This window comes from Labrys okinawensis (assembly GCF_002982075.1).
GTDB lineage: Bacteria > Pseudomonadota > Alphaproteobacteria > Rhizobiales > Labraceae > Labrys > Labrys okinawensis_A.
Genome location: NZ_PUEJ01000003.1, coordinates 210,590 through 229,266 on the forward strand (window position 1 = coordinate 210,590; position 18,677 = coordinate 229,266).

18 protein-coding genes, 1 tRNA gene and 1 pseudogene are annotated in these 18,677 nt (G+C 64.4%); 9 read left to right on the forward strand and 11 right to left on the reverse strand.

What is annotated here, in order from left to right:
• Window positions 1-178 precede the first annotated feature (178 nt).
• The 4 genes from C5L14_RS08055 to ftrA all read left to right on the forward strand — a co-directional run bounded on the left by C5L14_RS08055 (window position 179) and on the right by ftrA (window position 4,175).
• Complete coding sequence (locus C5L14_RS08055; protein ID WP_105861523.1) at window positions 179-1,141, forward strand: lytic murein transglycosylase; 963 nt, start codon at window positions 179-181, stop codon at window positions 1,139-1,141.
• Window positions 1,142-1,310: 169 nt separating this feature from the next.
• Window positions 1,311-2,123, forward strand: coding sequence for a transporter substrate-binding domain-containing protein (locus C5L14_RS08060; protein ID WP_105861524.1), 813 nt, complete (start codon window positions 1,311-1,313; stop codon window positions 2,121-2,123).
• Window positions 2,124-2,212: 89 nt separating this feature from the next.
• Window positions 2,213-3,046, forward strand: a complete 834-nt coding sequence (locus tag C5L14_RS08065) for an amino acid ABC transporter permease (RefSeq protein ID WP_105861525.1) — start codon at window positions 2,213-2,215, stop codon at window positions 3,044-3,046.
• Window positions 3,047-3,197: 151 nt separating this feature from the next.
• Window positions 3,198-4,175, forward strand: coding sequence for a transcriptional regulator FtrA (gene ftrA / locus C5L14_RS08070; protein WP_428832611.1), 978 nt, complete (start codon window positions 3,198-3,200; stop codon window positions 4,173-4,175).
• A gap of 85 nt (window positions 4,176-4,260) precedes the next feature.
• On the opposite strand, the gene C5L14_RS08075 is transcribed toward ftrA, so the two are convergent.
• Window positions 4,261-4,560 carry an ArsR/SmtB family transcription factor gene (locus C5L14_RS08075; RefSeq protein WP_105861527.1) on the reverse strand — a complete coding sequence of 100 codons (300 nt, stop codon included), beginning with the start codon at window positions 4,558-4,560 and terminating at the stop codon, window positions 4,261-4,263.
• 144 nt (window positions 4,561-4,704) lie between these two features.
• Here C5L14_RS08075 and C5L14_RS08080 point away from each other — a divergent pair, with 144 nt between their 5' ends.
• Window positions 4,705-5,769, forward strand: coding sequence for an alkene reductase (locus tag C5L14_RS08080; protein WP_105861528.1), 1,065 nt, complete (start codon window positions 4,705-4,707; stop codon window positions 5,767-5,769).
• Between the two features lie 271 nt (window positions 5,770-6,040).
• On the opposite strand, the gene C5L14_RS08085 is transcribed toward C5L14_RS08080, so the two are convergent.
• A complete protein-coding gene (locus tag C5L14_RS08085; RefSeq protein ID WP_105861529.1) occupies window positions 6,041-7,648 on the reverse strand; it encodes a peptide chain release factor 3 in 1,608 nt (535 codons plus the stop codon).
• Window positions 7,649-7,870: 222 nt separating this feature from the next.
• Here C5L14_RS08085 and C5L14_RS08090 point away from each other — a divergent pair.
• The 3 genes and pseudogenes from C5L14_RS08090 to C5L14_RS30810 all read left to right on the forward strand — a co-directional run bounded on the left by C5L14_RS08090 (window position 7,871) and on the right by C5L14_RS30810 (window position 8,374).
• Window positions 7,871-7,945: transfer RNA gene (locus tag C5L14_RS08090), tRNA-Gly, on the forward strand.
• Window positions 7,946-8,128 (forward strand): annotated as a pseudogene (locus tag C5L14_RS30950) (MerR family transcriptional regulator); the annotation flags it as partial.
• A gap of 111 nt (window positions 8,129-8,239) precedes the next feature.
• Complete coding sequence (locus C5L14_RS30810) at window positions 8,240-8,374, forward strand: hypothetical protein (RefSeq protein WP_281062566.1); 135 nt, start codon at window positions 8,240-8,242, stop codon at window positions 8,372-8,374.
• A gap of 123 nt (window positions 8,375-8,497) precedes the next feature.
• Here the strand turns inward: C5L14_RS30810 and C5L14_RS08100 are convergent, their stop codons facing one another.
• The 4 genes from C5L14_RS08100 to C5L14_RS08115 all read right to left on the reverse strand — a co-directional run bounded on the left by C5L14_RS08100 (window position 8,498) and on the right by C5L14_RS08115 (window position 13,784).
• Window positions 8,498-8,989, reverse strand: coding sequence for a hypothetical protein (locus C5L14_RS08100; RefSeq protein WP_105861531.1), 492 nt, complete (start codon window positions 8,987-8,989; stop codon window positions 8,498-8,500).
• An 80-nt stretch (window positions 8,990-9,069) separates the two neighbouring features.
• Entirely contained in the window at window positions 9,070-10,251 is a 1,182-nt protein-coding gene (locus tag C5L14_RS08105; protein ID WP_245443334.1) for a PLP-dependent aminotransferase family protein, read from the reverse strand.
• 231 nt (window positions 10,252-10,482) lie between these two features.
• Window positions 10,483-12,879, reverse strand: a complete 2,397-nt coding sequence (locus C5L14_RS08110; protein WP_105861533.1) for a glucan 1,4-alpha-glucosidase — start codon at window positions 12,877-12,879, stop codon at window positions 10,483-10,485.
• Window positions 12,876-13,784 (reverse strand): ROK family protein, encoded by a 909-nt coding sequence (locus tag C5L14_RS08115; protein WP_105861534.1) that lies wholly within the window; start codon window positions 13,782-13,784, stop codon window positions 12,876-12,878. The genes C5L14_RS08110 and C5L14_RS08115 overlap by 4 nt, the downstream gene beginning before the upstream one ends.
• 332 nt (window positions 13,785-14,116) lie before the next feature.
• Between C5L14_RS08115 and C5L14_RS08120 the strand changes: the two genes are divergently transcribed.
• Complete coding sequence (locus C5L14_RS08120; RefSeq protein ID WP_082979645.1) at window positions 14,117-14,281, forward strand: DUF1127 domain-containing protein; 165 nt, start codon at window positions 14,117-14,119, stop codon at window positions 14,279-14,281.
• A 218-nt stretch (window positions 14,282-14,499) separates the two neighbouring features.
• Here the strand turns inward: C5L14_RS08120 and C5L14_RS08125 are convergent, their stop codons facing one another.
• The 5 genes from C5L14_RS08125 to C5L14_RS08145 form a co-directional block, all read right to left on the reverse strand.
• Window positions 14,500-14,712, reverse strand: coding sequence for a hypothetical protein (locus C5L14_RS08125; protein WP_105861535.1), 213 nt, complete (start codon window positions 14,710-14,712; stop codon window positions 14,500-14,502).
• Window positions 14,709-15,425, reverse strand: a complete 717-nt coding sequence (locus tag C5L14_RS08130; protein WP_105861536.1) for an aldolase — start codon at window positions 15,423-15,425, stop codon at window positions 14,709-14,711. Before C5L14_RS08130 ends, C5L14_RS08125 begins: the two co-directional genes overlap by 4 nt.
• A gap of 104 nt (window positions 15,426-15,529) precedes the next feature.
• Window positions 15,530-16,483, reverse strand: a complete 954-nt coding sequence (gene mbfA, locus C5L14_RS08135; RefSeq protein ID WP_105861537.1) for an iron exporter MbfA — start codon at window positions 16,481-16,483, stop codon at window positions 15,530-15,532.
• Window positions 16,484-16,558: 75 nt separating this feature from the next.
• Window positions 16,559-17,134: a Yip1 family protein gene (locus tag C5L14_RS08140; protein ID WP_181161082.1), complete on the reverse strand. Its 576-nt coding sequence runs from the start codon at window positions 17,132-17,134 to the stop codon at window positions 16,559-16,561.
• 83 nt (window positions 17,135-17,217) lie between these two features.
• A complete protein-coding gene (locus C5L14_RS08145; RefSeq protein WP_105861539.1) occupies window positions 17,218-18,381 on the reverse strand; it encodes a dihydrodipicolinate synthase family protein in 1,164 nt (387 codons plus the stop codon).
• Window positions 18,382-18,677 lie beyond the last annotated feature (296 nt).

The window sequence follows — 18,677 nt, forward strand, 5'->3', positions numbered from 1 at the left end:
GCAACAATGCAACGCTCCCTCGGTTGCCGCTTTCCTCTTGCGTCACGCCGTGATTGCAGTCATGAGAAACCCGCCTTCCAAGCGCATCTCGGGCAGGCCTTGCTCTTTCCCGGCAACCGCCACATTTTGCGCATTCTTGTTTGGCTTTTGTGGCTCTTCTTCCCTCCGAGATGGTTTCATGCGCACTGCCCCCTTGCTTGCTGCCCTGTTGCTGATGGCCTCGCCGGCCCTGGCCCAGACGGAGCCGCAACCTTCGCCGCCTCAGGCCCAGCCGCAATCCCAGGGCCAACCCGACCCCCAAGCCCAGCCGCAGCCCCAAGCCCAGCCGCAATCGGGAGCCCAGCCTGCCGCACAGCCCCAGCCGCAAGGTCAGGCCCAGCCCCAGACCCAGGCCCAGGCCTGCACCACGCCGACCGATCCCGCCGGCTTTCCGGCCTGGCTGGAGAATTTCAAGAAGGACGCCGCGGCCCGGGGCATCGGCGCTGAGGGTCTGGCGGCCCTGGAAGGCGTCTCCTACGATCCGAAGGTGATCGGGCTCGACCGCGCCCAGCGGAAGACCTTCTCGCAGACCTTCGAGGAATTCTCCGGCCGCATGGTCAATGCCTATCGCATCAAGCGTGGCAAGCAGGTGATCAAGAAATATCAGGCCGTGTTCGACAAGGCCGAGGCCGAATATGGCGTGCAGGCCCCGATCATCGCTTCCCTTTGGGCGCTCGAGACCGATTTCGGGGCCAATGTCGGCAAGTTCGAGAGCATCCGCTCGCTGGCGACCCTCTCCTTCGACTGCCGGCGCGGCGACAAGTTCCGTCCCGAATTGTTTGCCGCCCTCACCATCGTCGACAAGGGCGATGTGCCGCTGCACGAGATGCGCGGCGCCTGGGCCGGGGAGATCGGCCAGGTCCAGTTCATGCCGACCTCCTATCTCAAGCATGCGGTGGATTTCGACGGTGATGGCCACAAGGATCTGGTCAAGAGCCAGGCCGACGTGATCGGCTCGGTGGCCAAGTTCCTGTCGGGCCGCTGGCAGCGCGGTGCCGGCTGGAATCCCGGCGAGCCGAATTTCGATGCCCTCAAGGCCTGGAACGGCAGCGAACTCTATCGCAAGACGGTGGCGCTGCTCGCCAGCAAGATCGCGGAATAAAAGCCGCGGGCTTCTAGCCCGCTTCTTCCTTCCCCTACGAGCCGCCGCAAGGGCTGAGAGGATGTCCGCGCTCCGGCCTTTTCCATGTGGGGACCGCGAAAATACCCTGTTCGGCATGAAACCCGCGTGGCAAGGTTGCGCCTCGAGCTTGCCACACCGGAGTTTCCCGATGCTTCGCCGCACCTTTCTCGCCCTTGGCGCCCTTGCTGCCATGGCCGTTCCCCTTGGATTGGCCCAGGGGCGGGCCGAGGCCCAGACGCTGCCCGACCTCAAGGGCCGCACCATCGTCGCCGTGACCGAGAACGCTTACTTCCCGCTGAACTTCACCGATCCCAAGACCGGGCAGGGCATCGGCTGGGAATATGATGCGATCAACGAGATCGGCAAGCGGCTCAATGCCAAGATCGAGTGGAAAACCTCGTCCTGGGATGCCATGATCCAGGCGGTGCAGAACGGCCAGTTCGACATCGGCATGGACGGCATCTCCATCACCGACGAGCGCAAGAAGCAGGTCGCCTTCACCGATCCCTATATGGTGTCCGAGCAATTCATGCTGGTGAGGGCCGACGAGAAGCGCTTTTCCGATGCCAAGAGCTTCGCGGCCGATGACAAGCTGCTCGTCGGCGCGCAGTCCGGCACCACCAATTTCTTCGTCTCGGTCACCGATCTGCTCGGCGGCAACGACAAGAGCCCGCGCCTCAAGCTGTTCGAGACGTTCGGGGCCTCGGTGCAGGCGCTCAAATCGGGCGACGTCGACACGGTGCTGATGGACAAGGCCGGCGCCGAGGGCAACATCGCCGCCTCGCCGGATAGCTTCAAGATCGTCGGCAGTGGCCTTGGCCATGACGAGTTCGGCTTCATCCTCAAGCAAGGCTCCGATCTCATCGGCCCGGTCAACGCCGCCCTGGCCGCGATGAAGGCGGACGGGACGCTGAAGGCCCTCGATAAGAAGTGGTTCTTCGACTACAAGACCGCGAACTGAGCCCGGATCGGTCTGCCGCAATGACGAAAATGTCCATCGGCGCCGGTGCTTGAGCCGCCTGCCTTACTCCAGGATCTCCCCGCCTTCATATGACGACGTCTCACGCGCCACCGCCGCCGCCCTCCTTTCTGTCGAAAGTCCCCTGGTGGCTGGTGATCCTCATCATCCTGGGTGCCGCCGTCCTGATTGGCGGTCTCGCCAGCGAGCAATATCGCATCATCTTCGGCGTGGTCGGGCAGGGCCTCTTCGTCACCATCCGGGTGACGGTGATCGCCTTCGCTGCTTCGCTGGTGCTCGGCACCATCCTGGCGCTTGGGCTGGTGTCGCAGTCGCGCTGGCTGGGGGAGGGGCTCAAGGCCTATGTCGAGATCATGCGCGGCGTGCCCATGATCGTGCTGCTCTATTATATCGCTTTTGCAGTCGGACCGGCCTTGATCGAGGGTTATGTCAACCTGTTCGGCCCGGCCATCGCCGCCGGCTTCATGCCGCAGGTCACCATCCGTGATTTCAGCTTCGAATGGCGGGCGATCTTCGCGCTGACGCTAGCCTATTCGGCCTTCATCGCCGAGATCGTGCGCGGCGGCATCCAATCGATCCCGGCCGGGCAGTTCGAGGCGGCCCAGGCACTCGGCCTGACGCGCTTCAAGACCATGCGGCTGGTCGTGCTGCCGCAGGCCTTCAAGACGATGACGCCGCCGCTCGGCAACGACCTCGTCTCCATGCTCAAGGATTCCTCGCTCGTCTCCGTGCTCGGCATCGCCGACATCACCCAGAACGGCAAGACCTACACGGCCTCGACCTTCCGCTTTTTCGAAACCTATACGGTAGTCGCTTTCTTTTATCTGGTGATGACCATCGGCCTGACCCTCCTGGTGCGCCGGCTGGAGCAGCGCATGCGCCGCAACGAGGTGAGGCAGGATTAGGGGGAGCTGGAGGGTCGATCTCCAGATCGACCTCTTTGCCCGCAGCCTCGGCGTTTCCAAGAGGTCGATCCGGAGATCGACCCTCCAAGGCGGTTGAAGACCCGTATTCCCTTGCATCCGCCTGGCCAGGCTGCCACACTCCGTCAAGATCATGCCAGACCCTTCCTCCCTCTCCGGCCCCCTCGTGGCCGTCCTCGTCTATGACGGCCTGTGCACCTTCGAATTCGGGGTTGCCTACGAGGTCTTCGGCCTGCCGCGCCCGGAGATGGGTCCCTCCTGGTATCGCTATGCCACCTGCGGCGTCGAGTCCGGCCCCCTGCGGGCGGCAGGCGGCCTCACGGTCGAACCCCACGCCGGGCTGGACTTGCTGGACGAGGCGGATCTTGTCGTCGTGCCGGGCTGGCGCGGCATCGACAGCCCGGTGCCGGCGAATCTCACCGCCAGGCTTCAGGCGGCACGCCGGCGCGGCGCTCATCTGATGTCGTTCTGTTCCGGGATCGCCGTGCTGGCGGCCTGTGGCCTGCTCGACGGCCGGGAGGCGACCACGCACTGGCGCTATGCCGCCACGATCTCTGCCCGTCATCCCAGCATCGCACTCCACCCCGACCGGCTCTATGTCGACCTCGGCGACGTGCTGACCGCGGCCGGCAGCGCAGCGGCGCTGGATCTGTGCCTGCATGTGATCCGGCGGGACTTCGGCCCGGATGCCGCCAATATGGTGGCACGCCGGCTGGTGGTGCCTCCGCATCGCGACGGCGGCCAGGCCCAGTTCATCGAGCGGCCGGTGCCGCGTGAGCGCGAATCCGCGCGGCTTGCCCCGGTGATCGACTGGCTGCGCCAGAATTTGGCTGCGCCGCATCGCATCGAGACGATCGCTGCGCGTTCCGGCATGAGCCAGCGTACCTTCCAGCGCCGCTTCGAGGAAACGACGGGGCTGCCGCCTGGCGAATGGCTGGTGGCCGAGCGCGTGCGACTGGCCCGCGAACAGCTCGAACGCAATCTCGGCGCTTCGCTCGGGGACATTGCCGCAAGCTGCGGTTTCAACTCGCTGGAGACGATGCGTCATCATTTCCGGCGTCGGGTGGGCGTCAGTCCTGCCGCCTATCGGGCGCGCTTCTGCGCGGAGTAACTCTTGGGATCGCAGGCTTCCAGCCTGCCTCTTCTTCGCCAGGGCGTCGCCAGGAGCAGGCTGGAAGCCTGTGTCCCCATGAGAATTAGCCGGCAAACTTCAGCACGGACTGCAGCAATCCCGGGAATTTCTCCTCGACATCCGGACGCAGGGCAACGAAGCAGCGCGTGCCTTCCTTGCGATGGTTGACGATGCCGGCCTCGCGCAATTGCTTGATGTGATGGCTCAGGGTCGAGTTGGCGACCTGGCAATCGAATTCCGTCGATCCCTTTTCGCCTTCCTCGATCAGCGTGGTGACGATGTGCAGCCGCACCGGATCCCCCAGAGCGGCCAGAACGCCGATCAGATTGATGTCGTTCACATCAGGGTGAGGGTGTTGCTTCATGCGCTCTTCTACCTATATTCGACGAACATCGAACTTTGAAACTTTAACGCCTCGGCGAGCCAACCACCAGTTAAGTCTGTGTAAGCCAGGTGCAGGAGTGTCAATCGATCGCTCAGAAAAGCCATTTGGAACAAGGTTCTTCCAATGCCCTCCTTACTTGATCCTATTCGTATCGGCGCGCTCGACCTGCCTAACCGCGTCATCATGGCCCCGCTGACCCGCACCCGGGCCAGCGAGGGCCGCGTACCCAACACGCTGATGCGCGATTACTATGTCCAGCGCGCCTCGGCCGGCCTGATCCTGACCGAAGCCACCGCCGTCACGCCGATGGGCGTGGGCTATCCCGACACCCCCGGCATCTGGTCGCGGGAGCAGGTCGAGGGCTGGAAGGTCATCACCAAGGCCGTACATGAGGCCGGCGGGCGCATTGCCCTGCAGCTCTGGCATGTCGGCCGCATTTCCGATCCGATTTATCTCGACGGGGCCCTGCCGGTCGCGCCGAGCGCCATCGCTCCGGCGGGTCATGTCAGCCTGATCAGGCCCGAAAAGCCCTATGTCACCCCGCGAGCGCTCGAACTCGACGAAATCCCGGCGATCGTCGAAGCCTATCGCCAGGGTGCGGCCAATGCCAAGGAGGCCGGCTTCGACGGCGTCGAAATCCATGGCGCCAACGGCTATCTGCTCGATCAGTTCCTGCAGGATTCCACCAACAAGCGCACCGACGCCTATGGCGGCTCGATCGAGAACCGGGCCCGGCTGATGCTCGAGGTCACCGATGCGGTGATTTCGGTCTGGGGTGCCGATCGCGTCGGCATGCATCTCGCTCCGCGGGGCGATTCGCATTCGATGGGCGATTCCGATGCGCCAGCCCTGTTCGGCTATGTCGCCCGGCAATTGGATGCCCGCGGGATCGCCTTCATCTGTGCTCGCGAATATACCGACGGCTCCAGCGTCGCGCCGGTGATCCGCGGCAATTTCAAGGGTGTCTTCATCGCCAATGAGAAGCTGACGGCGGAAAGCGCCGAAGCCTTGGTCGAGAGCGGCGCGGCCGACGCGGCGGCCTTCGGCAAGCTCTTCATCTCCAATCCGGACCTGCCCAGGCGCCTGTCCCTCGGCGCTCCGCTGGCCCCGTGGAACGCCGCGACCTTCTACGCCAAGGGCGCCGAAGGCTATACGGACTATCCGGCGCTGGAAGAGGTGCCGGCGTGATCTTCCTGGGAGCGCAGACACCTAGTTCATGAGCGCTAACTTAAGTCGGACAAGGCATGACCATACCCTCCCCTCGATGGGGAGGGTCGACGCGTAGCGTCGGGGTGGGGTGACTTCTTTGCAAGAATCTACCGCTTCCGCTGTGGAGACCTGCGTATTTTCACCCCACCCCGGCCTTTCAGGCCGACCCTCCCCATAGAGGGGAGGGTAAAGAACCCGCGCCTCCAACCTTATGTTAGCGCCTATGGACACCCAGTCCGCGCTCCAGAAATCACTTCGCCTTCTTCACGTCCTTGATGTCGGCGAACACGATGGAAGGCGAGCGCTCGCCCTGGTAGCGCAGGTCGAAGGCGGATTTGGCCATGAATACCGGATCGCCGTCGAGATCGTCGGCGATCGAGAAATTATGGGAGGTGACGAAGCTGTCGAGTTCGGCCTTCGTCGGTGCCGAGATCCAGCGCGCCAGCGCGAACTCGGACGGCTCGAAGCGGATCTCCAGCCCATATTCGGCGGCAAGTCGGCCCTGCAGCACGTCGAGCTGCAGGGCGCCGACCACGCCGACCAGCGCCGGCGAGCCGTCACGCGGGCGGAAGACCTGCACCACGCCTTCCTCGGCGAGGTCCTGCAAGGCATCCTTGAGCTTCTTGGCCTTCATGGCGTCGGGCAGGCGCACCCGGCGCAGGATTTCCGGGGCGAAGCTGGGCACGCCGAGGAAAGCGATCTCCTCGCGCTCGGTGAGCGTGTCGCCGATGCGCAGCGCCCCATGATTGGGAATGCCGACGACGTCGCCCGCATAGGCTTCCTCGGCCAAAGCGCGATCCTGGGCGAAGAAGAATTGCGGCGCGTTGAGGCTCATCGACTTGCCGGTGCGCACCTGCTTCACCTTCATGCCGCGCGTCAGCTTGCCCGAGCACAGGCGTACGAAGGCGATGCGGTCGCGGTGATTGGGATCCATATTGGCCTGGATCTTGAAGACGAAGGCGGAGAGGTTGTCCTCCGTCGCCTCGACCATGCGGGTGGCGGCTGCCTGGTCGCGCGGCTGGGGCGCGTAGTCGCCCAGGCCCTTGAGCAGGTCGCCCACGCCGAAATTCTTGATGGCCGAGCCGAAGAACACCGGCGTCATATGGCCCTCGCGGAAGGCGGCGAGATCGAACTCGCCGCAGGCTTCCTGCACCAGCGCGATCTCCTCCGAGGCCGCCTCGGCGTCGATGGAGGGCACGGCGCGGGCCAGCGCGGCCGCATCGCCGGCCTCGACCGGGATCGGCGCCGTATCCTTGTCGAGCAGGCGCACATGGCTGGCCGTCAGATCATAGGTGCCGGCAAAGTCCCGGCCGCGGCCGAGCGGCCAGGTCATCGGCACGGTGGAGAGCGCCAGCGTCTTCTCGATCTCGTCGAGCAGTTCGAAGGGGTCGCGCCCCTCACGGTCCATCTTGTTGATGAAGGTGACAATGGGAATGTCGCGCAGGCGGCAGACCTCGAACAATTTGCGCGTGCGCGCCTCGATACCCTTGGCCGCATCGATCACCATCACCGCCGAATCGACGGCCGTGAGCGTGCGATAGGTGTCTTCCGAGAAGTCCTCGTGGCCCGGCGTATCGAGCAGGTTGAAGACCAGGCCCTCATATTCGAAGGTCATCACCGAGGTGACTACGGAAATGCCGCGCTCGCGCTCGATCGACATCCAGTCCGAGCGGGTATTGCGCTTTTCGGCCTTGGCCTTGACCTGGCCGGCGAGCTGAATCGCGCCGCCGAACAGCAGCAGCTTTTCCGTCAGCGTGGTCTTGCCGGCGTCCGGATGGGAAATGATGGCGAAGGTACGCCGCCGCTCGACTTCACGGGCGAGGGGTGTGAGGGCCGAAGTGTGTGACAGATCGTTCAAGGCGGACCTAAGCAAAAATTTGAAGCCCGGAAGGAGGGCCGATCATCGGGAATTGGCGCGCTTTTGGCACGAAACGGGGCTCGCGTCACCCCCGGCGATACCAGCGCAGCCTGTGGATTGATCACGCAATGCAAAAAAACTGAAACTTGCCTGTTGCAATCCGTCACGGGCTTTGGCATAGAGCGCCCACGCCGATGCAACGAGCATCTGCGGCCCACGGAAGCGGGTGTAGCTCAGGGGTAGAGCACAACCTTGCCAAGGTTGGGGTCGAGGGTTCGAATCCCTTCGCCCGCTCCAGTGGTCCCTTCGGGGAAAAAACAAAAAAGCGGTCCTTCGGGGCCGCTTTTTGCTTTTGGGGGCCTCCTGCCGGCGCCGGCGGGCCGGGGCCGCGGCGCCCATTTCGGCGAGGGGCATCTGGTTCGCCTGCGGCTCATCCGGGCCATTCAGCAGGCCGGCAACGACCTTGAGACCATACGCGAATATCTGGACGAATTGGGGCCAGAGGATGCAAAGGCTGAGGCTGCCTTGCATGTCTGGGAATACCGCCAGGAACAGGCGCAATGGGGCGAGGCTTGGCGTGAAAGATTCGGAATGCCGGCCACGCTCTACCGTTACCGCATTGTCGACGGCGTCGAACTCCTGGTGGAGAGCAAAGCGGCGCCGAGTCGCGAGCAGATGCTTGCCATTCTGCGCGATCTTCGAAAGTCCTTTGCGGACGAGGAATGAGTCGTCATCCGCTATCGGCCGTTTGCCGCCACGTCTGCCATTTGCCGCACCGCTGCAGGAGTTCGCCGTGGTGCGCGCCAGGGTAATTGTGCAGAGGTTCGGGCTTGATTGCGCCCAGTCGCCTCACGGCCCGATCTGCCGGGCCTTGGTGAAGGCTTCGGCCTGCCGTTCTGCCTCTTCGCGCTCCGCCGCCAGGCGCTCGGCACGCTTTTCGCGCCGCCAGGCGATCAGGCTGTTGATGGTGAGCGCGGCGAAGCCGAGCGTGTAGACCGCAGCGACGAAGGCGCTGAACCAGGCATTGTTGTCGCCGGTCCGCAAAGCGCGCTGGATCTCGATGGTGGTGGCGATGCCGTAGATCAGCACCACCAGCATGATGAAGTTCTGCACACGCGCGCCGAAGCGCCGGAGCAGCAAATGCAGGCACAGATAGAAGAACGGCATCACCACCGCATTGGCGACGATGCGGCCGATCGGGTGGAAGACCGCGGGCAGCATCTCGCCGAGCCAGCGTGCGCCGAAAAACGGGACGGCCAGGAGCAGGGCGTAGAGCAGGCCGAGGCCGGTCCAATCCAGCAGGCGATTGGAAAATGCCGGTCTCGTCGGTTCTGCCGTCATGTTCCCGTTCCGCGGACTGTAGCTGCTCCGGATTTAAGCACATTCCGGAGCTGATAACAGAGGAAACAGGGCCGTTGCGATCAGGCCGTACCAGCTTCGCGGATGACGCGGCCGAGGCGCTCGATGCCTTGGTCGATCGCGGCATCATTGGCCAGCGAAAAGCTGAGCCTGAGCGTGTTGGCGCCCGAACCATCGGCATGGAAGGCCCGGCCCGGCACGAAGGCGATGCGGGCGGCCTCGATGGCGCGGGCGAGAAGGCGGGCACCGTCCATGCCGTCCGGCAGCGTCACCCAGACGAACATGCCGCCCTCGGGGCGCGACCAGGGCACACCCTCGGGCATGTGGCGTTCGAGGGCGGCCAGCATGCGGTCGCGCCGATGGCGATAGGCACCACGGATCTTCTCGACCTGGGCGGGGAAGGCGTGCTCGGCCACATGGTGCATCACCATCTGGTTGATGGTGGGGCTGTGCAGGTCCGAGGCCTGCTTCATCAGCACCAGCTTGCGGATCACGCCGGCGGCGGCGCAGATCCAACCCATGCGCAGGCCCGGTGCCAGCGTCTTGGAGAAGCTGCCGCAGGAGATGGTGCGGGTCAAGTCGATATGGCCCTCGCGGGCAATGTCGAGCGCCAGGATCGGCGGCACGTCGGCGCCGTCATAGCGCAGCGACTGGTAAGCCGTATCCTCGATCACCACGATGTCGAGCTCGCGGGCGAGATCGAGCACGCGTTCTCTCCCGGCCCGATCCAGCGTCTCACCGGTGGGATTGGCGAAATCCGGGGTCAGATATGCGAACTTCACCCGGCCGCCTGCCTTCGCGGCAGCGTCGGCATAGGCGGAAGGCGTCATGTTGCCTTCCACCGGTGCCAGCCTGTCATAGCGCGGCTCATAGGCATTGAAGGCCTGCAATGCGCCGAGATAGGTCGGCCAGGTGACGAGGGCGGTGTCGCCGGGCGAAAGCAGCAATTTGCCGAGATAATCGAGCGCCTGCTGCGAACCGGAGGTGATCAGGATGTTCTCCGGGCCGCAGGCGACACCAATACGCTGCATCTGCCTGACCACCCAGTCGCGCAGCGGCGGAAAGCCTTCGCTGGTGGAATATTGCAGCGCTGCGCCGGCGCTGGCATCGCCGAGCACGCTGGCATAGGCGGCTCGGAAGGCCTCGTTCGGAAACAAGGCGGGGTCGGGAATGCCGCCGGCAAAGGAAATGATATCCGGCTGCTCTAGCAGTTTCAAAAGTTCGCGGATTTCAGAGGCACGCATCCGTCCCGCCCGCGTGGCGAAGATCGCTTCCCAGTCCAAGGTCCAGTTCTCCTGACAAACGGCGGCAAGGCGCATGCCGTCATACGATCACGGCATCGTTTCCTGGCGGGATTTGCCCCTTTTCTGGGCGCGATGCTCATGTTGCGTGCAGCATCCTCCCTGCGAAAAAATATGTCAATAATGCTGACATATTTTTTCGCTTGTTGCGCTGCAAAGCCGCAGCGCGGCCGGTCAGGCCTTGACCGTCACGAGATAGTCCGCCTCCAGCCAGGGGCCGCCGATCGGGGCGAGGCGGAAGCGGATCTCGCTACCCTCCGGCAGGGGCGAGGTCGGCAGGTCGAGGACATGGAGGGAGAGGCCCGCGTCATGGGTTCTGCCTTCGTCATGGCTCGCCCATCCGTCGAAGCTCCAGCGAATCGCCGAGAGGTCGGCAAGCTCGATGCGCAGGATCTGGCCGGGGGCGATGGCTCGGCGCCGATGGTTAAGCCGCCAGAAGCGGCGGTTGCTGATGGTTTTGCGTGTGAGATAGCGCTCGACCGTCTGGGGCGGAGTGTCGAACACGGCGCCGTCCCGCAGCGAGCGCAGCAGCTTGATATGCTCGCCATGGGCCCAGACCAGCGGCATGGCGCTGCCGGTCGGCTTGCCCAGGAAGAGTTCGTGTTCCGGCCTGTCGGTGCTGTCCCAGATCTGCTCGGGCAATTGGCCGCCGGGGCCTGCCGACGCCTCCAGCGCGGCCAGCAGGCGCCGGGCTTCCTCGGGCCGGCCGGCGGCGAGTTCGTAATGCGCCCTCTCGCCGGTCAGAAGCGGCCAGAGCCGGCCGATGCCGGTGCCGTCGAAGGCAGAGCCGTCCTCATGCTCGCCATAGCCGTCATTGTTGTAGCGATACCAGCAGGGGCCGTTGGGCAGGTCGCGTTTCAACAGATGATCAATCGCCTTCACGGTCGCCACCATGCGCGGGTCGTCGGCGGCCCTGAGGCCGAAGCGCACCAAAGCGAGGGCATCGGGACTGAGCAGCATCTTGGCGCTGAGCACGGCCTCCTGGGCGGAGCGGTTCTTGATGGCGACGTTGCCGCCGAGGCCAGGCCCGTCCTCGCCGTCGCCCGGACCGATGCGGACATAATAGCCGGGAATGTCGAGCGCCCTGGCAAGCTCGGTGTCGCTGGCGAAGGTCCAGTCGTCGATTTCGGCATGCCATGCGTCGGCTGTCTCGCGCAGCAGCGTGGCGGCGTCAGGGCGGTCCGCCGCGTCCATGGCGTCGGCGGCGGCGAGCAGGGCGGTGATCTCCACGGCAAGCGTGAAGGGCGAATAGCCGGCATCTTCTTCCCAGCGGTCCTCGTCGGTGACGGGGCCGTTGCGGAGCACGAAGCTCGCTGCGCGCTCCACCATCGGCAGGAAGCGCCTGGCCTCGGCGGCATCGAGGCTGCCGGCGCGCACCAGCATGTCGAAGAGCAGGATGGGAAAGGCGGTCTCGTCCATCTGGATGCCGTCCCAATAGGGATGGCCGTCGATCCAGTTGTTCTGGGCCCAGTGGCCATCGCCTTCCTGGATGGCGGCGAGATAATCGAGAATGCCGCGGGCGTCGGCGGGGCTGCCGGCCGCCAGGAACCCTCCTGCCGTCTCGACCAGGTCGCGCGGCCAGACCAGGTGGTAGCCGCCGAGGTCGTTGTCGCCCTTGTTGTAGCCCCAAGGCGTCGACAGGCTGGCGATAGCGCCGCCCGTGAAGGCGCCGGTGCGATGGGCGGCGAGCACGGCCGTGCTGGTTCGGTAGGTAGTGCCTCGGGCGGGGCTGACATGGTCGAGATCCTCGAGGCCCGCCTGCCAGCCCTGCCAGATGGCGCGCACGCGCCGGCGGGCGGGCTCGAGCCCCTGCTGCAGGCTGGAGATGGCGTTGAGGGCGGCCTCCTCCGGCCTGAGGCCGAGGCCCAGGGTGAGCAGCACGCGGCCCTGGCTGCCGCGAAGGTCGAGCGTGCCGCTCAGCGCGACATTGCCGTCCTCGGCGCGGAGCCAGGCGGAATTCACGCCTTCGCCCCGTTTGAGCGTCTGCCAGCCGTCGGAAAAGCCGACATAGCCGGCCGAGCGCGCCTGCCAGGGAACCGAGGCGGCGAGAGCGAGCGAATAGCCATAGCTGCCGCTGGCCATCAGCAGGCCGTGGCCCTTGTAGTCGTCGACCCAGGCGGTGTTGCGGCTGCCCTGGTTGACCAGATGGGGCGACAGCAGCACGTGCAGGCCGTAATCCTCGGCCTCGCCCTTCAGGGCATCGAAGCGGATGTCCTGCAACAGGCTGTCGCGAAAGGGATCGGCCAGGACGGTCTTGGTGATGCGGTAGCGCCCGTCCTTCGCCGTGTTGACGAGTTCGAAGATCGGGATGCCGTCGCTCTCCATGCGGATATCGCCGTCGGCGTCGCGCTTTTCTTCTGAAAAATAATCGGCTGCCGTGACCAGGAGGCCGCAATCCCGGATGCAGGCAAGGTCGATGCGTGGATAGTAGATCTCGTTGAGGATGCCGTGGCTGAGGGCGAACCAGACGCGGCTCGATGCGGAACCGGCCGTGCCGATGCCGCTCTTGGCGGCCGAGGTCCAGCGCGGTTCGACACCCGGGGCTCCGGGCGGTGGGGCGGTTTCGCTCATGCCTTGGCCTTCTTGCGGGCCAGGGCGGTCTTACCGGCTGGCTTGGCCCTGCCGGACGCCCCGGCTCGGGCGGGCGTCGAGGCCTTGGCGGCCGTCCCGGTCCTGGCGGTCATCCCGGTCTTGGCCTTCGTCTTTGCCTTGGCGGGCGCCTCGACCCTGGGAGAAATCTCGGGTGCTTCCTCGGATTCGTGGAAATTCTTCAGGCGCCAGAGGGCCGCGCCGCCATCGAGGCCGGCATCGTTGGAGCCGAGCGTGACATTGGCCGGCAGAGCGAGCTTCACATGCTTGGTGTTGCCGCCGCCGAGATAGAGATGGTCATAGTGGAACAGCACGAAGAGCACGTCGATGACGTGCTTCAGCCGCTTGTTCCAGCGCTTGTTGCCGATCTTCTCGCGGGCCGCCTCGCCGATATAGTCGTCATAGGTCTTGGAGCGGGTGATGGGGTGGTGAGCCAGCTCCATATGCGGCATCAACTCGCCGTCGCGGAACACGGCCGTGCCCGCGCCGGTGCCCAGGGTCAGGGCAAGCTCGATGCCCTTGCCCTTGATCAGCCCGAGGCCCTGGACTTCCGCGTCGTTGATCAGTCGTATCGGCTTGTTGCCGAGACGGGCCGCAAGCTTCTGGCCGAGCGGGAAGCCGGCCCAGCCATCGGGCGAGAGGTGCGGTGCGGTGAGGATGCGGCCATGCCGCACCAGGCCCGGAAAGCCCACCGAGATGCGGCCATAGGCCGGTAGGGCCGCGACCAGCTCCGCCAGCGTCTCGACCAGTAGATCGGGCGGGCAGGGATGGGGCGTGGCGACGCGCACCCTTTCTCCCTGCATCTGCCCGCTTGGATCGATGATCGCCGCCTTGAGGCCGGTGCCTCCAATGTCGATGGCGAGGATGTCGGATGTCTCCTTGGCCACGGGCAAGCTCCCTGATTGACGGCGATCCCAGCCTTACCGGATTTTATCGATGGAAAGGCGCAATTGTGGCTGGCTTGTGTTGCCGGCTTTATTTCGGTGACCATCCTAGCAGCTTGGTTACCCCTGCGGCAATTCGGAGGCGGAATCCGCCTCGCATCGCGTCGGGCATTCGATTGAGGCGGAATGTTGCCCTATTGCTAAGCGCTATGCACAAAATCCATGCAACTGCCGCATAGCGGGCATACGCGCCGGTCTGTGCGATTTTTTACCATGCGGTGCAAAAGAGGAGTATATGCACTGCAACAAATCAATCTCTTCGGAAAGTAAGTGTCATGGTTCTCTTCGGTTTCGTTTCTTCGATCGCTTCTCGTTTCACGGCCTACCGCAATTATCGCCGTACTCTCCAGGCTCTCTCGGCTCTCGATGACCGTGAGCTGGCTGATCTCGGCATCTTCCGCGGCCGTATCGAGGAAATCGCTCGCGGCGCCGCTCGCTAATCAAGCTTAGCGTCCGCTACGGAAAGCAAAGCCGCCGGGATAGTTCCCGGCGGCTTTTTCTTTAGGCTCTGCTCGAAGCGATTTCGTGGAAAATGCTGGAACAGCCTATGCTGCACATGCGAAAAGAATGGGCTGCGTCCGTCACTGCCTAGACAATAGGCGCCCGCGCCCTGCGCATAGCTCGCTCAATGACAGCGCGCGTCTTCTTGAACGGTCCCTTAGGAGTCCAGCTGGCGCTCGAACCAGGCCAGAGCTGGTTCGGCCTCGGTGAACTTGGCTTCCTCGTCCTGCTTCACCCGCTCGCCGCCCTTCTGTTCGAAGAGGCGGCCGCGATAGAAGGTCGCCACGCCGCCGCCCGGAAGCGGCTTGTCGAGCTTCCACAATTCCGCCCTGGCGTTCTGGCGGATCCGGACCCAGCGCAGTGTCGTCACAGGCCCTCAATCCGCATCAGCGCCTCGAAATGCAGCTTGGCCTGGTGGTCGAGCACGGTCATCCATTCACGGGCGGTGCTCTCGATCACCTGCTGGGGAATGAGCTTGAGCGGCCGGCCGGTCGACATGGCCAGCACCTGCTGGCGGCAGGCGCGGTCGAGATAATAGAGGTCGTCGAAGGCGGTGGCGACGGACGGGCCGCCGACGATGACGCCATGATGGGCCAGGAAGACGATATCGGCCTTCTGATCCGACTTGGCCGAGCTGGCGATGCGCTCGCCTTCCTTCTCGCCCGAGGCGAAGCCGCCGAATTCGTCGTTGTAGGCGGTGCGGCCGTAGAAGCGGGCGGCCGTCTGATGCGCCATTTCGAGCCGGCCCCCTTCGATCATGGTGAGGCTGGTGGCCCAGGGCATGTGGGTGTGCAGCAGGCAGAGATGGCGCGGATTGGCACGGTGGCCGGCAATGTGGATGTTGCGCGCCGTCGCCTCCAGCTCGCCTTCGCCCTCCAGAATCTGCCCCCGTCCATCGACGAGAAGTAGATCGGCCGGCCGCATCTCCGACCAGTGGACCCCATAGGGATTGAAGAGATAGCGCTCTTCGGCGCCGGGGACCTGCACAGAGAAGTGGTTGCAGATGCCCTCATTGAAGTCGAACTTCGCGGCGAGGCGGAAGGCGGCCGCGAGTTCGCGGCGATAGACGTCGATATCAGGCATTGCATTTGTCCGATCACGGGATGGAAAGCTTCCTTATCCCGTGATGCCAGGCGAACGGCAACGGCTATGTTGCCGCATTGCCCTATGTGGCCGTCCGGCCGCCCCTACTGGCTGCCGATCAGGATACCGGTGAGCAGCACCAGGATGCCTCCGAGGACGACCTGCACGATCGCGGAGGTGAAGGGCGTGGCCATGAAGCGGGTACGGATCCAGGCGATGGCGATGAGCTCCAGCACGACCACGCAGCCGGCGACGCCGGTCGCCACCCAGAAATCGGGGATGAGGTAGGGCAGGGTGTGGCCGAGGCCGCCCACCGTGGTCATCACGCCGCAGGCCGCACCACGTACCCAGGGATGGCCGCGCCCGGTGATCTCGCCATCGTCCGACAACGCTTCGGTCAGGCCCATGCTGATGCCGGCGCCGATCGAGGCGGCAAGGCCCACCAGGAAGGCGTCCCAGGAGTTCAGGGTGGCGAAGGCTGCGGCGAAGATCGGAGCGAGGGTGGAGACCGAACCGTCGATCAGGCCGGCCAGGGCAGGCTGCACGATCTGCAGCACGAACAGGCGCCGGGAGGTCTCGTCCTCGCTACGCTTCTGGTCGGCGGGAAGCTTGGACTCCAGTGTCTCGGCCAGGCTTTCATGGCGCTTTTCCTCTTCGGCGAGATCGGCCAGCAGGGTACGGATTTCGACGTCATGAGCCCGTTCCGCCGCCTTGGCGTAGAATCGGGCGGCTTCCAGCTCCATGGTCTCGGCCTGCTCGCGCACGGTCTCGATACGCAGATTGTCGAGCAGCCAGATCGGGTTGCGCTTGAGGAAGCCGCTGACGTCCTGGCGGGTGATGTAGGGCAGGGTATCGCCGAACTTGGCCGTATAGGTCTCCAGCAGGCGGTGGCGATGGCCATGCTCTTCCTGCGCCATCGCCTCGAAGATCTTGGCCGAGCCGGGAAAATCGGCGCGCAGGCGATTGGCGAATTGTAGGTAGATGCGCGCATCCTCCTCCTCGTTGGAGATGGCGAGCGCCAGGATCTCGGCCTCGTTCAGGTCGGAAAAGCGTTTCATGGCGAACTCAGATTAGAATAATTCTAAATTAAGCCTCTTCTACCCCGCCAGTCGGTTTCTGTCGAGACAAATCCCTCATCCCGGGAAACCAGGCTGCACGAGCAACGCCGCCAGCATCGAGCCCACCAGATAATTGAGGAGCAGGCCGATCAGCACCACCGCGATCGTGTAGATCGGCGCCTTCATGGCGGGGAGCCGCATCAGCACGGGAGCGCCGATGAACAGGAGATAGACGCTGTAGAGACCGACGATGGCGAGCAGGGCCAATGCCGGAATGATCGTGAAGATGTTGGCGAGCCAGGCCGCCGTCATGCTGTAGGCGGCAAGCTTGAAGGCGCTGAGGAAGTCGGACCTGCCGCCGAAATGGGGCGCCAGCCGGTCGATCACGATCGCCATGACATGGAGCATGGCAAGGGTGATCCCATAGCGCAGGACGGCCAGCAACAGGCCGCTGGCCAGGCCGATGCGGGCGCCTGCGATGCCGATCAGCGAGGTGCCGATGAAGCCTGCGATCGGCCCGATGGCAGCGAGATAGAGGACATAATCCCGATAGATGCGCTCGACGCTGGTCGCCTCGCCGGCGATATTTCGCCATTCCGCTCCCGGCGACAGCAACAGGTTTCGGGCTCGCGCCACGATATCCATGACCATGGGGATGACATCTCCGATCGACCGCTCCCTCTGCATAGCACGGGGCGCGGCGACGTCATGGTCCGTCGCGGGTGCTTGGGGAGTTATCCAATACCGTTCAGGGCGCAGAGCAGCTTCATGCGATGGGCCGCCTTTTCGGGATCGATGAGGAGCTGGGCCTTGTCCGCCAGCCGGAAGATGTCGGCGTAATGCGCGATGCCGCGCGCCGATTCGGCGCCGCCCACCATGCGGAAATGCGACTGGAAGCCGTTCAGCCAGGCCATGAACACCACGCCGGATTTGTAGAACTGAGTCGGCGCCTCGAAGAGGCGGCGCGCCAGGCTCACGGTCGGATCGAGGATGACGCGATAGCCTTCCTCGTTGCCGGCGGCGAGCCGGTCCATCGCCGCGGCGGCGGCCGGTGCGATCGGATCGAAGATGCCGAGCAATCCATGCGAAAAGCCCTGCAGGTCGCCCTGGATCAGTTCGGCATAGTTGAAATCGTCGCCGGTATACATCACCACGCCCTCGGGCAGCAGCCGGCGCAGGGTGATTTCCTTTTGGGCGTCGAGCAGGGAGATCTTGATGCCGTCGATCTTGCCGGCATGGCTGCGGATCAGTTCGAGCACCGTCTGCATTGCGGGCTCGAAGGCCTGCGAGCCCCAATAGCCTGCGAGCGCCGGATCGAAGGCTTCGCCGAGCCAATGCAGGATGACCTTGTCGCTGACCTGGCCGATCAGGCGGCCATAGACGGCGAGATAGTCGTCGGGGCCCTTGGCGACACGGCAGAGCGCCCGGCTTGCCATCAGGATGATGCGGCCGCCATGCTTCTCGACATGGGCGATCTGCTCCTCATAGGCGCAGATGACGTCGTCGAGCGTCTCGGCGCCCTCGGGGGCGAGCTGGTCGGTGCCGGCGCCGCAGGCCAGATCCGCCCCAGGAACGCCCCGAGCCTCGGCCAGCGAACGCTCGATCAGCTCGGCGGCGGCGGGCCAGTCCAGGCCGAGACCGCGCTGGGACGTATCCATGGCCTCGGCGATCTTGAAGCCGAGCCCCCACAGGTGATGGCGGAAACGCAAGGTCGCATCCCAGTCGATCGCCGGTTTGCGCCAGGGATCATCGAGCCGGCGAGGATCGGCGACGACATGGGCGGCAGCGTAGAGGGTGCGCGGGAAATTGCCGGCATGGACGAGGGGATAGGGAGAGGAGGGGCCATAATGGTAGGCCTCCAGCCCGCCATCGACAGTGGGCAATATCAGTGCGCTCATCGGGCTCTCCTCGTTCCTCTCTCATCCGGCTTCTTCGACGTCCCGGCGATTTTACCGGTCGCGGGATTGTCGCGCAGAATCTGCTCGAAAGCAGGATCCAACACATCGTCCCAGGATGTCGGTGAAAATTGGCCAAGGCGTCGCGACCTTGGGGACAAACATGTCAATTAGAACGTTCCAAAGTCAAGAATATTTCACTTTGGATAAGATTTATGCTTTTGCATCAATAGGTTCCCCTCCAATCGAAAGCGGTATTGACAGAGCTGTAGGAACGTTCCAAAAATATTGCTCACCGG

Excerpts from the sequence above, each read along its gene's own strand:
- C5L14_RS08055 (WP_105861523.1), top strand. The coding sequence starts at position 179 with ATGCGCACTGCCCCCTTGCTTGCTGCCCTGTTGCTGATGGCCTCGCCG.
- C5L14_RS08060 (WP_105861524.1), top strand. The coding sequence starts at position 1,311 with ATGCTTCGCCGCACCTTTCTCGCCCTTGGCGCCCTTGCTGCCATGGCC.
- C5L14_RS08065 (WP_105861525.1), top strand. The coding sequence starts at position 2,213 with ATGACGACGTCTCACGCGCCACCGCCGCCGCCCTCCTTTCTGTCGAAA.
- ftrA (WP_428832611.1), top strand. The coding sequence starts at position 3,198 with ATGCCAGACCCTTCCTCCCTCTCCGGCCCCCTCGTGGCCGTCCTCGTC.
- C5L14_RS08075 (WP_105861527.1), bottom strand. The coding sequence starts at position 4,560 with ATGAAGCAACACCCTCACCCTGATGTGAACGACATCAATCTGATCGGC.
- C5L14_RS08080 (WP_105861528.1), top strand. The coding sequence starts at position 4,705 with ATGCCCTCCTTACTTGATCCTATTCGTATCGGCGCGCTCGACCTGCCT.
- C5L14_RS30810 (WP_281062566.1), top strand. The coding sequence starts at position 8,240 with ATGCCGGCCACGCTCTACCGTTACCGCATTGTCGACGGCGTCGAACTC.
- C5L14_RS08100 (WP_105861531.1), bottom strand. The coding sequence starts at position 8,989 with ATGACGGCAGAACCGACGAGACCGGCATTTTCCAATCGCCTGCTGGAT.
- C5L14_RS08105 (WP_245443334.1), bottom strand. The coding sequence starts at position 10,251 with ATGCGTGCCTCTGAAATCCGCGAACTTTTGAAACTGCTAGAGCAGCCG.
- C5L14_RS08110 (WP_105861533.1), bottom strand. The coding sequence starts at position 12,879 with ATGAGCGAAACCGCCCCACCGCCCGGAGCCCCGGGTGTCGAACCGCGC.
- C5L14_RS08120 (WP_082979645.1), top strand. The coding sequence starts at position 14,117 with ATGGTTCTCTTCGGTTTCGTTTCTTCGATCGCTTCTCGTTTCACGGCC.
- C5L14_RS08130 (WP_105861536.1), bottom strand. The coding sequence starts at position 15,425 with ATGCCTGATATCGACGTCTATCGCCGCGAACTCGCGGCCGCCTTCCGC.
- mbfA (WP_105861537.1), bottom strand. The coding sequence starts at position 16,483 with ATGAAACGCTTTTCCGACCTGAACGAGGCCGAGATCCTGGCGCTCGCC.
- C5L14_RS08140 (WP_181161082.1), bottom strand. The coding sequence starts at position 17,134 with ATGGTCATGGATATCGTGGCGCGAGCCCGAAACCTGTTGCTGTCGCCG.
- C5L14_RS08145 (WP_105861539.1), bottom strand. The coding sequence starts at position 18,381 with ATGAGCGCACTGATATTGCCCACTGTCGATGGCGGGCTGGAGGCCTAC.